This is a genomic window from Psychrobacter fozii (assembly GCF_003217155.1).
Taxonomy (GTDB): domain Bacteria; phylum Pseudomonadota; class Gammaproteobacteria; order Pseudomonadales; family Moraxellaceae; genus Psychrobacter; species Psychrobacter fozii.
In genome coordinates this window covers 56,741-69,254 of the sequence record NZ_QJSU01000011.1, presented here as the reverse complement: position 1 = coordinate 69,254, position 12,514 = coordinate 56,741, and the positions used below count along the sequence as shown (strand labels likewise).

Sequence of the window (12,514 nt, the reverse complement as noted above, 5' to 3'; positions counted from 1 at the left end):
AAAGCAGCCACTCGATGGCTGCTTTTTTTATTGATATAAAAATAACGGCTTTATTATTGAACTATATATTCAATAAAACGCATAAAAGCTTTTGGTAGGCTTGTTAACCTCGAAATTTATTGTTATATTCATATATGTGAATTTACGAATATAATACATATCACTGAGGAAGTAGAAAAATGGATACAATAAAAGTTGATTTTATAGATATAGATAAAGAATGGGATAAGCAAATATCAGACTATCATTTTGACGTATACCATTTATCTGGCTGGATTGCGGCATCAGCCGTCGTCGATAAAGGCATGCCTCAAGGTATAGTCGCTCACTACAAAGATAAAAAAGTGTTTTTACCTATTATCATACGAGAGATAGACTCAGAGCATTGGGATGCTACTTCTACGTACGGCTACGGCGGTCCTGTGATGGACAAGACGCTAACCGATGCCCAGCTCGATCTCGTACTAGAAGGCATAAGAGCTTTTCTCTTTGAAAAAGGTTGTGTGTCATTATTCATGCGACTGCATCCAATCATCAATAAAGAATGGCTGCCTACCGTTGGAAAAGCGCTTACTCACGGCCTGACATTAATGTCTGACTTAACAAAATCAGAAGAAGAACACTGGAGCGAAACTCAAAACCGTCATCGTCGAGGCATCAAAAAAGCCATGAAAATGGAAGTTGTCACAAAAATTGAGTCCTTAGCCAAAGAAAGCGCCATGGTGTTCTCAAACATTTATAAAGAAACGATGGAACATGTTAATGCCAGCCAGTATTACTTTTTTGATGACAACTATTTTTTCAATTTATTTGAGAACCTTCAAGACAGAATACTACTAATAACGGCTTATCAAGACGGCAAAGCCATTGGTTCATCGATATACACAATCTGTAGAGAGTCAGGCATTATGCAGTTCCATCTCGGTGGTACACTCAACGCCTATACACATCTACAGCCGTCTAAACTTATTACTCATGTTGCTCGTAATTGGGGTAGAGAAAATAATTATAGCTTACTCCATCTTGGTGGCGGCCTAGGCTCCAACCTAGATTCTTTATATGAGTACAAAAAAGGATTTAGCTCACAAGAGCTGTTGTTTAAGACCTATAGACTCGTTGTCAATTCATCCAAATACGCCGCGTTGATTGCGAATAATTGGTTTACTGAAAACGATTTAAGCTCAGATTTTTTCCCTTTGTATAGAAAAGAGCCAACCAAAGAAACGGTATTGGAAGCTGAAGGAACTGAATCTCTAGTTAGTGTTTGATAAGCAGACTTACCTACTCTCAGCAAATATCAGCAAACAAAGAAGCAGCCATGATGATGGCTGCTTTTCTTCGACTGAAGGTTAGGTATATTTATTTCATTTTAACGATGTGCCAAACACCCAGTTTATTATCGCCATCTTTATCACCCGCCTTAGTATCATTGGCATAGAAATACAAAGGTTTGCCATTCATGGCCCATTGATACTTACCATCTTCGCGCTGAAATGCAGCAAACTGACCTGAGGCTTTCGCATTATCAGGTGCTAAAAATGCTGGCCATACTAGTAAACACGCAGCGCCACATTCTGATTTCCCCATAGCATCTTTATCAAAAGTATATAAGGTCATGTGATTGTTCGCATCAACCAACATACCGTTTTTGCTCGTAATGGGTGCCGTATTATTATTAGTAGCCTGCACTTCATGCATGCCAGAACCATACTTCCCTATTACATTGTTTAACGTTGAACAACCAGTAAGCGTCAAAACACCTGTCAACGCCGATAATATGAGCATACGTTTCATGATAACGTCCTTGTTATTGTCATGGTTAATTTTATTTAGAGTTTGCTTACAATCATACGACTTGAGTACATGTGCTTTGATTACATGTGATTTAAGTAAAAGCAAAAATGACCCAATCCTGACTTCAAGCTATTTAATATAGCATGGGCATATAGACAGTTGTTTTTATACAGAGTGGTCTTTACAAAACTGCTTATATCCTACGGAACAAGCCAACAAATCCATCGCACTGGATAGACAGTCCTACCTACTCGTTGACAAAACTCATGTATTCACTTACTTATTTGCCGTCATATTAGTTGTAGTTTTTCGTAAAATAACGCTATGGAATTTAAGAGTTACTAAACAATAGAAAATATTACCATTGCGGCCCAATATACATATTGAAGTTGGCAACTTTGCACGCATATCAACAGTTATAAGTTATTTAGACACAAGATATTTAATGAATACATCGAGCACTATTTGCTGTGAATGCTATTAAGGATATAACAACGACAATGACTCAATCTGTTATCAAAAATCAAACGCATCCTACCAAACGCGTCGGTATTCTAGGTGGTGGTACGGCTGGAGCAACTATTGCTATTCGCCTTGCAGCGTTAGGGCTTGAGACGTATTTATTTGAAAAAAACAAATCGCTGATTGATGGCCCGCCGATGTGTCATCTACATGCAGGGGGCAATCTATATCGCGAGATACCTGATGAGGACTGTGTCGCCCTACTAAAACAATGTATTGATATTTTGCGTCTTTATCCTTACACCATCGACGTACGTCCAACTGTATTTGCCGTGCCGACACGAGATGGTGGCCTACCCGAAGACTTGCTCCCACGCCTCGATATATTGACCGATGCCTATCGGGAGCTTATCGCTCAAGATAGCAGTAATAAAGTACTGGGTGAGCCGGAAGACTACTATCAGCTCTATAGCCATGAGCAGTTGATTGAGCTGTCCGAGCGTGAGCAAGTTGCTGTGCCAACGACCGTTGACGAATGGATGATACCAGTCGCTAAATATCTGGATCTGAACAAAGTCAAATTTCCATTAATCGTCGTACAAGAGTATGGCTGGAATATATTTCGCTTAGCGGCCTCTGCACAATTGGCATTAGCAGATTATGACCATGCCCATGTCTTTACCGATACTCAAGTACAACAAGTCATGCCTGTCGACTGCGAAAACTGCTCAAATGCGGATCACCATGTCACCAAATGGCGTATCGACTATCAACAAGCTGCTGGTTACGAATCAAATCTCGAATCAAAGCCTCAAACTGAGTCTATCGAGGTAGATTACTTGATCAATGCTTGTGGCTTTCGTACTGGTGTGATCGACGATATGGTCGGTGTCAAAGTGACTCGTATGGTCGAGTTTAAATCCTCTTATATTACGCATTGGGACAATGCTGGCGGACAGATACCAGAGATTATCGTCTATGGCAATCGAGGCACACCAGAAGGCATGGCGCAGCTAACCCCTTATCCAGGCGGCTACTTTCAAATACATGGCATGAGTAAATTCATCACTTTATTCGATGATGGATTGGTCGCTTCTAGCAAAGACAGCGCCCAACCCAAATTGCCACCGCAATATGTGCACTATATCGAAGATGGCTGGGACAAGGCACCGTTACAAGCGCGCAGTCAACAATCGATTGATTACGTGGCTGAGTTTGTACCGACCTTCCATAGCGCGCGTACGGTCGGTAATGCGTTATATGGTGGGCAGCAAATACCTGGGCAAGATGACACCTTGCGAGTCGCTGATGTGAGCCTATATTCTAATATCCGTTATGCGCGTGCTGAAAACGTCAAAGCGTCATCGACTCTAATCGCTGCTGATCAAATCGTTGACGAGCTGGCCAAACTTGGCTTGGTTAATCCTGATACGCCTGCGAATCGAAATCGCGATGCTCACGAATGGTCTTATCTGACACACAACGATAGTATGACTATTGATAGAGTCGCTCGTAGTTTGGCTGAAGAACGCGGCTTTCCCATAGCGATGGCGGGCGTGAACCATAGTATTCCTAAGAAGGACTTAGATACGGTATAGTCAATTTCATATACATATAAATGACATACGGTGTCAGGCTTATCTTAAGCTTTATCATTGGCTATTTAAAAATTGAGTAAAAAAAGGAGAGAGTGGCTAATAATAAGCCACTCTCTCCTTTTTTATACCTCTACGCTTGATTGCTTTGTGCTATTTATAACTTGAATCGATTACAAGCTAAATACCGCATAGGCTCGAACTTAGTTACCAGCCATTTTTTCTGTATCGACAGCACTATCGATGGTTACTACGGTTTTTAATAGGTCAATGGCTTCATCAATCGTATTGCACACCACCAAACGCTCAAGATCTTCTTGCTTCATAAAACCTTGGTCAGCAGTATATTTTAAATGCTCAACCATACGATCATAAAAACCATTGATATTGAGGATAATCATCGGCTTTTCATGCTGATATAGCTGACGCCAAGTAGCAATCTCCATGATCTCTTCTAATGTACCAAGACCACCAGGCAGTGTGATAAATGCATCCGCATACTCTGCCATCACTGTTTTTCGGGTGTGCATGGTATCAGTTAAGTGTAGACAAGTTAGCTGTTCATGAGCAATCTCATGTTTGAGCATAAAGGTTGGAATCACCCCAATCGCTTGCGCACCGCCCTTGATCACTTCATCTGCAACGGCACCCATCAGCCCAATACTAGCGCCACCGTAGACCAAACCCATACCGTTATCTGCTAACGCACGACCTAGCTCGCGTGCTGCTTGCTCGTAGACTTCTTTATTACCGAGACGCGAACCGCAATACACTGCCACTAATGGCATCGTCAATGCTGATTTATTCACTGCTTGCTCAATGTTAGTGATGTCTTGGCTAGTGATAACTTCATACGTATCGTTGTTAATCTTCATTTGCATATAGCTTCCTTAATGTTACATCGATTGTTTTTATTGAATGTCTATTGATTAAAAATTTAGCTATTAAAAAGTGTATGTATACTGGGGTATGCCCTCAATTCAAAAATAGATTTTTATGAAAACCTTGATAGATAATAGCATTTAAAATAAAAAAAATAGAACTTGGAAGTCATCTTCGAGTGCCTTCCTCACTAAGATTTATTTTAACATAAGCAACCCTGTCAGATATCAGCAACGATTTATCACTACGCAATGACTACATGCTCGAGACGGTTAGCTCTTATTTACTCATCAAACGCAATGATAAAAATGATAAAAATGATAAAAATGATAAAACATCCTAAGGCCAAACCATGGAAAACAGCCCTATCAATAATCAAATAGATACTGACTCTCAAATAGATGTTTACTCTCTAAGCATCATGACAGACCGTAATAAGGCATTGGCAGCGACCGTTTATCGCCCTACAGGAGCAATGAAAACAGCGATTATGATAGCACCAGCCACTGGTATCAAACGCCAGTTTTACCATAGCTTTGCGACCTACTTAGCAAAACACGGCTTTGGAGTACTGACTTTCGATAATGAAGGCATCGGCGAATCACTTTCTTCTGACTTATCTAAATGTGATGCGTCTTTGATTAGCTGGGGTCGCCATGACATGCCAGCCGTCCTTGATGCCTTACAAGATGAGTTCCCTAACGCAACTTATCATCTGATTGGTCATAGCGCAGGCGGTCAGCTCGTTGGTTTGATGCCAAATTATAAGGCTATCAAATCTGTATTCAACGTTGCTTGCTCATCAGGACGTATCAAAAACATGAATATGCCATATAAGCTCAAAGCAATAGGCTTTATGGATGCCTTTATCCCACTCGCTAACTTGACGCTAGGCTACACACCATCGGATAAAATCGGCATGGGCGAGCCATTACCGCGCGGTGTAGCTCGACAGTGGCGTGATTGGTGCAATGGCGCAGGCTATATCAAGACCGCTTTTGGCAAGAGTATACACACGCATTTTTATGACGAGCTAAGCATGCCAGCGCTTTGGTTGGGCTTTAGCGATGACGATATCGCCAATAGCAAAAACATGGATGACATGATTCGCGTATTTACAAAAATGCCAGTAGAAAAACGCTTTTTAGAACCCAAAGATTTCGGGCTAAATCATATCGGGCATATGCGTTATTTTAGTAGTAAAACCAATGCCAAGGCGCCAGAGCTTTGGCAGATGGCAGTTGATTGGCTGAATAAGCAGCATTAAGAAGGATATTTACTTTTCTGAGCTTTCGCTCTCTTCTGCTTTGATACGCTTGGTCAACGCAGAATACAGCGACGGCTGCATGTTATGAATATTGCCTATCATCCATTTAACATAGCTGATAGGTACCTCTTTAATTGGCTTGCCCTTATGCTTGCCAAACGGCATCTTACTCACAGGGGTCGCTTTATTAGAAATAGCATGCGCCGCTGCAAAATCCGTCGGAGCAATCTCTAGACGTTCGCAACAAGCCTGATAAAGCAGATAACACATGCGTGCATCACCTAGTGCATCATGAGCAGCCACCGTCATTCTACTTGCTTCGGACTTCCCCAATAGCTGCTCGATACACTTGGACTGACCGTAAGCACTCCATTCTGGAAAGGCTACCCTCGCCAGCCGCACCGTACATATGAGCTTGGCAGAGGGGCTACCAATCACTCGCCAATCAAAGCGCACATTATGACCAATCAGATATTCAGGCAATTCAAATTGGTCTAATTCAAAACGTTCAAGACCTGCTACATCCTCATCGGTAATGCCATGCACTTTGATAACAACGGGCGATATAGATCGGCCACTATTAAAGTATTTCATCCACTCAAACCCTGTCGCCACATTAATAGTCGCAACTTGAATAGGTCGTGGATCACGGCCTTGATCCGTTTCGGTGTCGATAATCAGTGCAGTGTCAAAGTCGGTCATATAATATGGGTCATCAATAGTGGCTGAAATGGCCTAATAGAAACGTTATAGTTAATAGCAATACGCTTGTCACATTTATAGTTATTGGGATAAAAGCCAAATATAACAAGCTCATACAGAAAGTAAAGGATAGAACTTCTACAATGTAGTATTCAATAATATAGAAAATTTAAGAGAGCCCTATGCTACCTGCCGATGAACATCAGCGAGCCAAACCCACGCTTTTACGCCGTGTACTAAGCGTACTCATTAGAGCTGCTGTATTGGTGATGCTATTGTTTATATTAGACAAACTGCTGCCAAGTATCAGTCAACAAACACAGTCATTTGTTGTGTCAAAATGGCAGCAGTTGAGCCTATTGCAGCAAGCTCTGCCCACAGAAGACAGCCTACCTTCTCCGTTACCAGAGCAGAATCTAACGGATACTTGGGGTGCTGCGCGTAGTCAAGGCCGCTCGCATGAGGGTATTGATATTTTTGCAGCGCGAGGCACACCGATACAGTCGACAACGCAAGGTATCGTCCGCAAAGTAGGTGAAAATAATTTGGGTGGTCGCGTGGTGGTCATCGTTGGACCTGGCGGCGCAGGACACTACTATGCGCATTTAGAAGATTATGCCGATATTACTCCCAACGACTGGGTGAATGCTGGTGATATCATTGGCTATGTTGGTGATAGTGGCAATGCAAAAGGCACACCGCCCCATGTCCATTATGGGATATACATCAATGGTAGCGCTGTGAACCCGTATCCATTTTTGCAAAAGAATTAGGGCATATTATTCATCTATAAATCAGTAATATTTTCGGTCTTAACTCGTAGGAGCAGATCGAACATAAGCTGCTGGGAATACCATGCTAAATGTGGACCCGACCCCTTCTACCGAGTCAATTTGTAATTTTGCCTCATGCTGGTACAAGACATGTTTTACAATCGCTAAGCCCAAACCTGTACCACCTGTGGCACGACTACGGCCTTTATCAATACGATAAAAACGCTCCGTCAAACGCTCAATATGCTGCGATGCAATGCCAATGCCATTATCCTCAACAGCGAACTTGCAGCCTTCTGACGTCTTGGTCCAGCTGATGGATATATCGCCACCTTTTGGGGTATATTTAATAGCATTTATCACCAAATTCGACAATGCACTATTTAGGTACATCTCTGAACCTTGTAGCCCGTCATAAGTATCTATCTGCAAATGAATGGTATGACCATACGATTGATTATAAGCTTGCGCATCATCATAGACATGAGTCAACAGCTTGGTCATATCAATATAAGTCAGCTCATGAGCCTCTTCGATTTCAATGCGAGATAACAGGAGCAAGTCATTTACAATTCTATTCATGCGAGCTGTTTGCTGAGTCATCAACTCAAAACCACGACGCCAATGCGGCGGCATATCTGGCTGATGTGAGAAGTTTTCTAAATACCCCATCATTACGGTCAGTGGCGTACGTAATTCATGCGAGACATTCCCGACAAAATCGCGGCGCATTTCTTCTAGATTATGCAATCGTGTCACGTCATAAATGATGAGCAGCTTTTCATCACCAAACGGTGTGATTTCACACTTTAGATAGCGCTTAGCATCTCGCCATGATTCTATATGAACGCCATCGTTAGGTATCGTTGTGGACTGATAATATTGACGGAATTCAGGGGCGCTGATGAAGTCAAAAATACTTTGACCTTTATCCGTTACTTGCAATAGCAGCAAATCCTCTGCCGCTTGATTCCACCACTCCAAACCATCATCATCATTGATTAAAATCACCGCATCTTTTAATGCTTGTACGGCGCTGCTGATTTTGTTAAGTTGATCCGTTGCATTTTTCTCAGAGGTTGGCTCTAACGTGCCCTGCTGGTTATTGTCTATTGGCATAGTATTGCTCATTTATTATCCTTACCACTATTCGCTATATTGGACCACGATTGCCAAGGCACTTTTAGGGTCAATTAACTGGGTTCAATAAAGCTAGAAAACCGGTAGCCTGTACCACGAACCGTCTGTATCAACTTATCACAGTCATGTGGGCGCAGTAATGTACGCAGACGTTTGATATGTACATCAATGGTTCTATCTTCAATATAGACGTTGCCACCCCATACCTGATCTAGCAGCTGTGTCCGCGTATAAGCACGCTCTGGGTGACTCATAAAGAATGCCAATAATCGATACTCAGTGGGGCCAACTTCGATGACTTTGCCTGTGGCTGTCACGCGCTGGCTCTTTGTATCTAGGCTCAGATTGCCTATTTCGATAGGCTTATCACTACTGAGCGCACTACTACGGCGCAATACTGCTTTAATTCTTGATATCAATTCACGTGTCGAAAAGGGCTTAGTCATATAATCATCAGCACCGGCATCAAGGCCATGAACCTTGCTATCTTCTTCACATTTAGCCGTCAGCATAATGACGGGGATTTCGGACAATATCTCATCATTTTTGAGCATACGGCAAAAATCAACACCGCTCTTATCTCCGGGCAGCATCCAATCTAATAAAATAAGCGCAGGCCTATGATCGACGACTTGCTGATGCGCCTCTGATACATCGGCTGCCTGCAAGCTATCAAATCCAGCCATTTCTAGTGTCATTACGATCATCTCACGAATCGCAGGTTCATCTTCAACAATCAAAATTTGCTCATTATACATACGGTATTCTCAGCGTTAGATGACAAAACTTAACTTATAAACAAGGCGATAGGTGCTCGCTATATTTTATCTATTAAACGGATTAATTATGACAGCTTAATGACATTTGTTTGAAATGCCTTATCCTTAATATTGAATCCGATGGTTTACTTTACCTCTAATAAAAAGTTCAGCGGCCCATCATTAATACTTGAGACCTGCATATCAGCGCCAAACTGACCAGTGGCCACATTTGCATGCTGGGTTTTGGCATAAGCGACCAATTGTGCAAACAATGTCTGTGCCATATCGGGCGCCATTGCACCACCAAAGTCAGGGCGACGGCCTTTATCGGTTTTTGCCATCAGAGTGAACTGTGATACTAATAGCAATCCACCAGCTACTTGCTGGACGTTTTTATCTAATTTACCATATTTGGCAGGATCATCATCATTTTCAAAGATGCGATAAGTCAGAATTTTATCGACCATTCTCTGCGCGCTTTGTAGCGTATCATCGTGACCCAAACCAATATATGCCAACACACCTTGCTCAATGGTACCGACACACTGTTCATTAATGGTGACACTCGCACCCTTCACTCGTTGTATAAGTGCTTTCATTTACTGACTCCTTACAGATTATGCTCATACAATAACATGCTGTCCATGATAAAATGCAGCCATTCACTTGCCCATTAATTATTACATTGAACTTTACTTTGGTAACCTCATTATGAATTTATTCACCACCTTGCAACAGCTTGTCCCGCAGCAGCAACTAAGCAAAGTTGCAGGCCGTCTAGCCGCAAGTCGCCACCCTTACGTCAAACGCGCATTTATCCGTAGCTTTGCTAAAGCTTATCATGTCAGTTTGGACGAGTATGAGCGCCAGAGCTTTAATGCCTATGAAAGTTTCAATGATTTTTTTACTCGTGAACTAAAAGACGATGCTCGCCCTATCGATACGACTGCTGACGGCATCGTTAGCCCTGCGGATGGTGTTATCTCTCAGTTGGGTCAGATTGAAGACCATAAACTGCTTCAAGCCAAAGGTCGTTACTACGATGTCGGGCAGCTACTTGCTGATAGCGAAGACGGCCATTATTTTGCTGATGGTAGTTTTGCGACCGTTTATCTAGCACCTAGTAATTATCACCGTGTCCATATGCCGTTCGATGGCACTTTAACCAAGACCCGTTACGTACCGGGTACGTTGTTCTCTGTCAATAATACGACTGCCGATAACGTGCCTGACTTATTTGCACGTAATGAGCGTTTGGTTTGTATGTTTGATACTAAGTATGGCAAAGCAGCCGTGGTGATGGTCGGGGCGATGATTGTCGCTGGTATCGAAACAGTAGCGACAGGTAAAATCTCACGTACGGATGATATCCAAGAAGCCAACCATGACATGAGCTTTGAGAAAGGTGATGAACTTGGCCGTTTTTACTTAGGCTCAACCGCCATTGTAGTGCTACCAAAAGCCGCAAAAGCTGCTTGGCAAGACAGTATGAAAGCCAATAGTGTTGTACAAATGGGACAGTTACTGGGCAATACCGATACCAAATAAACACTCTGCTACATCATAAAATACGAGTCAAAAAACAAGATTCGTAAAAAACAAAAGCCCCGTTAAGCGTAAATCATAACGCTTAACGGGGCTTTTTATTGATTACTTTTTACTAATTATTAAAAGGCACGACTCATCGCGAAAGCACTTCAGTATTAAAAGATATTCAAATCACCTTAATATCGAAAGTGCTTATGGATAGGATAGGCAAATAGGATGTTTTCCTCTTGCGTACCGCTGCCGATATTATGAATAATCAACGGTGTGCCATCCGCGGCTACTTTGTCCGAGACAATACCTATGTGCGGTAAGTTACTCTTTGGCAAACGCCATGACACGATATCTCCCGCTTGAAAGCTGTCTTTATCTGTAATTGATAATGTCTGGCCTTGACGCTCGAAGAATGCCTCCAGATTGGGCACACGACGATGGTCAATATTTTTGTCCGTCGATTTCAGTCCCCAATTCTTTGGATAGCTTGACCAGTTGGACTTCATGTCATGATTGACCAATTGCTGTAGATCAATGTTTTGCAGACGATACGCTCTGATGATGACATCAGTGCAGACACCGCTTTCTATCGGCACATCACCACGCGGAAACTCTAATTTACGATAAGCGGGATCATAGCTGGTGGTAACCCCAATTTGCTTTTTGGCATCGTGCGCCAATTTATTACCACTACTGATGGAGGTTGCGGCTTGAGCCATTTGTGCCAAGCCTAATACACCGACCAAGACCAGCGATGTACATAATGTTTTATAAGTTATAGATAATTTCATTTAACAATCTCTTTTTGGTTGAACCAATCACCAGTACTGTAGCACGTGCAAATGATAGCTAAGTTGCAAAATGTTTAAACAATCATCCTGTCCCTTTACAAATCAATCAACCACCCTTGCTGAGTCGCGTATTTGATATTTTCTGATAACCAGTCATGAATGCTAGGAAAGCTGTCTTTGATAAATGCATGTGCACCGCTCACTTGCGAGCGAGTGACACCCAGCTCAATCCATGTTTTTCCTTCGGTATTTAAATTGAGTAAAAAAGGCAGTAAACGATCAATCACTTTTAGCAGCTGAGTCTCCTTACTATCGCCTGTCTCTTGCTCTTCCCAAACTTCACTTAAATTCGTAATACCATTGCCACGCTCGTTCTGTAATCGAGCAATACCCTCACGCTCTTCTACGTGTGCAGTGCTACGCGTGCTGGCATACAAAAACGTATCGCCCGCATCAATCTCACCCAAATCATGTACCAGTGCTAACTTCAATAACTTTTCATGATTGACATCTAACTCAAACTGCTCAGCGATGGACCAACACGCCATGGCCAAATGCCAAGAATGCTCAGCAGAGTTTTCTAAGCGCGTGGTACCCGTCACATAGCTGCGACGATTGACTCGTTTAAGCGCATCCAACTCTAATAAAAAATGGGTAACGTCATTTATATCGATGTCTACAGCGCGTGTTGAATCGATTGATAAAATAGGTTTGGTTGATACTGCTGGATTAACTACTGACATACTGTTCTCTAACTTGTCTATGGATTGATTGCGCTTTATATTGCTTATATTAGAAATAGAAATAG

General features: G+C 42.3%; 13 protein-coding genes. 5 read left to right on the top strand and 8 right to left on the bottom strand.

The window, feature by feature from the left end:
- Nucleotides 1-179 precede the first annotated feature (179 nt).
- A complete protein-coding gene (locus tag DFP82_RS13190; protein WP_110924184.1) occupies nt 180-1,268 on the top strand; it encodes a GNAT family protein in 1,089 nt (362 codons plus the stop codon).
- Nucleotides 1,269-1,359: 91 nt separating this feature from the next.
- Here DFP82_RS13190 and DFP82_RS13185 read toward each other — a convergent pair whose 3' ends face one another.
- The gene (locus tag DFP82_RS13185) at nt 1,360-1,794 is read right to left on the bottom strand and encodes a COG4315 family predicted lipoprotein (RefSeq protein ID WP_110924183.1); all 435 of its coding nucleotides are present in this window, start codon (nt 1,792-1,794) and stop codon (nt 1,360-1,362) included.
- A 500-nt stretch (nt 1,795-2,294) separates the two neighbouring features.
- On the opposite strand from DFP82_RS13185, the gene DFP82_RS13180 reads away from it, so the two are divergent.
- Nucleotides 2,295-3,854: an FAD-dependent oxidoreductase gene (locus DFP82_RS13180; protein ID WP_110924182.1), complete on the top strand. Its 1,560-nt coding sequence runs from the start codon at nt 2,295-2,297 to the stop codon at nt 3,852-3,854.
- A gap of 200 nt (nt 3,855-4,054) precedes the next feature.
- On the opposite strand, the gene DFP82_RS13175 is transcribed toward DFP82_RS13180, so the two are convergent.
- Nucleotides 4,055-4,732 (bottom strand): LOG family protein, encoded by a 678-nt coding sequence (locus DFP82_RS13175; protein ID WP_110924181.1) that lies wholly within the window; start codon nt 4,730-4,732, stop codon nt 4,055-4,057.
- Between the two features lie 353 nt (nt 4,733-5,085).
- Here DFP82_RS13175 and DFP82_RS13170 point away from each other — a divergent pair, with 353 nt between their 5' ends.
- Nucleotides 5,086-6,000, top strand: coding sequence for an alpha/beta hydrolase family protein (locus DFP82_RS13170; RefSeq protein WP_110924180.1), 915 nt, complete (start codon nt 5,086-5,088; stop codon nt 5,998-6,000).
- A gap of 9 nt (nt 6,001-6,009) precedes the next feature.
- Here DFP82_RS13170 and DFP82_RS13165 read toward each other — a convergent pair whose 3' ends face one another.
- Nucleotides 6,010-6,702 carry a putative quorum-sensing-regulated virulence factor gene (locus tag DFP82_RS13165; RefSeq protein ID WP_110924179.1) on the bottom strand — a complete coding sequence of 231 codons (693 nt, stop codon included), beginning with the start codon at nt 6,700-6,702 and terminating at the stop codon, nt 6,010-6,012.
- A 182-nt stretch (nt 6,703-6,884) separates the two neighbouring features.
- Between DFP82_RS13165 and DFP82_RS13160 the strand changes: the two genes are divergently transcribed.
- Nucleotides 6,885-7,475, top strand: coding sequence for a M23 family metallopeptidase (locus DFP82_RS13160; protein ID WP_110924178.1), 591 nt, complete (start codon nt 6,885-6,887; stop codon nt 7,473-7,475).
- 39 nt (nt 7,476-7,514) lie between these two features.
- Here DFP82_RS13160 and phoR read toward each other — a convergent pair whose 3' ends face one another.
- The 3 genes from phoR to dtd form a co-directional block, all read right to left on the bottom strand.
- Nucleotides 7,515-8,606, bottom strand: a complete 1,092-nt coding sequence (phoR, locus tag DFP82_RS13155) for a phosphate regulon sensor histidine kinase PhoR (protein WP_245905725.1) — start codon at nt 8,604-8,606, stop codon at nt 7,515-7,517.
- Between the two features lie 62 nt (nt 8,607-8,668).
- On the bottom strand, nt 8,669-9,373 hold the full coding sequence (gene phoB, locus DFP82_RS13150) for a phosphate regulon transcriptional regulator PhoB (RefSeq protein ID WP_110924177.1): 705 nt from the start codon (nt 9,371-9,373) through the stop codon (nt 8,669-8,671).
- Between the two features lie 146 nt (nt 9,374-9,519).
- A complete protein-coding gene (gene dtd, locus DFP82_RS13145; protein WP_110924176.1) occupies nt 9,520-9,975 on the bottom strand; it encodes a D-aminoacyl-tRNA deacylase in 456 nt (151 codons plus the stop codon).
- A 112-nt stretch (nt 9,976-10,087) separates the two neighbouring features.
- On the opposite strand from dtd, the gene asd reads away from it, so the two are divergent.
- Entirely contained in the window at nt 10,088-10,924 is an 837-nt protein-coding gene (asd, locus tag DFP82_RS13140) for an archaetidylserine decarboxylase (RefSeq protein ID WP_110924175.1), read from the top strand.
- Between the two features lie 176 nt (nt 10,925-11,100).
- On the opposite strand, the gene DFP82_RS13135 is transcribed toward asd, so the two are convergent.
- Nucleotides 11,101-11,706 carry a DUF1287 domain-containing protein gene (locus DFP82_RS13135; protein WP_220034749.1) on the bottom strand — a complete coding sequence of 202 codons (606 nt, stop codon included), beginning with the start codon at nt 11,704-11,706 and terminating at the stop codon, nt 11,101-11,103.
- Between the two features lie 95 nt (nt 11,707-11,801).
- Nucleotides 11,802-12,449: an HD domain-containing protein gene (locus DFP82_RS13130; RefSeq protein WP_110924174.1), complete on the bottom strand. Its 648-nt coding sequence runs from the start codon at nt 12,447-12,449 to the stop codon at nt 11,802-11,804.
- Nucleotides 12,450-12,514: the final 65 nt, after the last annotated feature.

What these genes read in the sequence shown, in the direction of transcription:
- asd (WP_110924175.1), top strand. Translation starts at nt 10,088, where the DNA reads ATGAATTTATTCACCACCTTGCAACAGCTTGTCCCGCAGCAGCAACTA.
- DFP82_RS13190 (WP_110924184.1), top strand. Translation starts at nt 180, where the DNA reads ATGGATACAATAAAAGTTGATTTTATAGATATAGATAAAGAATGGGAT.
- DFP82_RS13175 (WP_110924181.1), bottom strand. Translation starts at nt 4,732, where the DNA reads ATGCAAATGAAGATTAACAACGATACGTATGAAGTTATCACTAGCCAA.
- DFP82_RS13135 (WP_220034749.1), bottom strand. Translation starts at nt 11,706, where the DNA reads ATGAAATTATCTATAACTTATAAAACATTATGTACATCGCTGGTCTTG.
- DFP82_RS13165 (WP_110924179.1), bottom strand. Translation starts at nt 6,702, where the DNA reads ATGACCGACTTTGACACTGCACTGATTATCGACACCGAAACGGATCAA.
- DFP82_RS13185 (WP_110924183.1), bottom strand. Translation starts at nt 1,794, where the DNA reads ATGAAACGTATGCTCATATTATCGGCGTTGACAGGTGTTTTGACGCTT.
- phoB (WP_110924177.1), bottom strand. Translation starts at nt 9,373, where the DNA reads ATGTATAATGAGCAAATTTTGATTGTTGAAGATGAACCTGCGATTCGT.
- DFP82_RS13160 (WP_110924178.1), top strand. Translation starts at nt 6,885, where the DNA reads ATGCTACCTGCCGATGAACATCAGCGAGCCAAACCCACGCTTTTACGC.
- dtd (WP_110924176.1), bottom strand. Translation starts at nt 9,975, where the DNA reads ATGAAAGCACTTATACAACGAGTGAAGGGTGCGAGTGTCACCATTAAT.
- DFP82_RS13170 (WP_110924180.1), top strand. Translation starts at nt 5,086, where the DNA reads ATGGAAAACAGCCCTATCAATAATCAAATAGATACTGACTCTCAAATA.
- phoR (WP_245905725.1), bottom strand. Translation starts at nt 8,606, where the DNA reads ATGAGCAATACTATGCCAATAGACAATAACCAGCAGGGCACGTTAGAG.
- DFP82_RS13130 (WP_110924174.1), bottom strand. Translation starts at nt 12,449, where the DNA reads ATGTCAGTAGTTAATCCAGCAGTATCAACCAAACCTATTTTATCAATC.
- DFP82_RS13180 (WP_110924182.1), top strand. Translation starts at nt 2,295, where the DNA reads ATGACTCAATCTGTTATCAAAAATCAAACGCATCCTACCAAACGCGTC.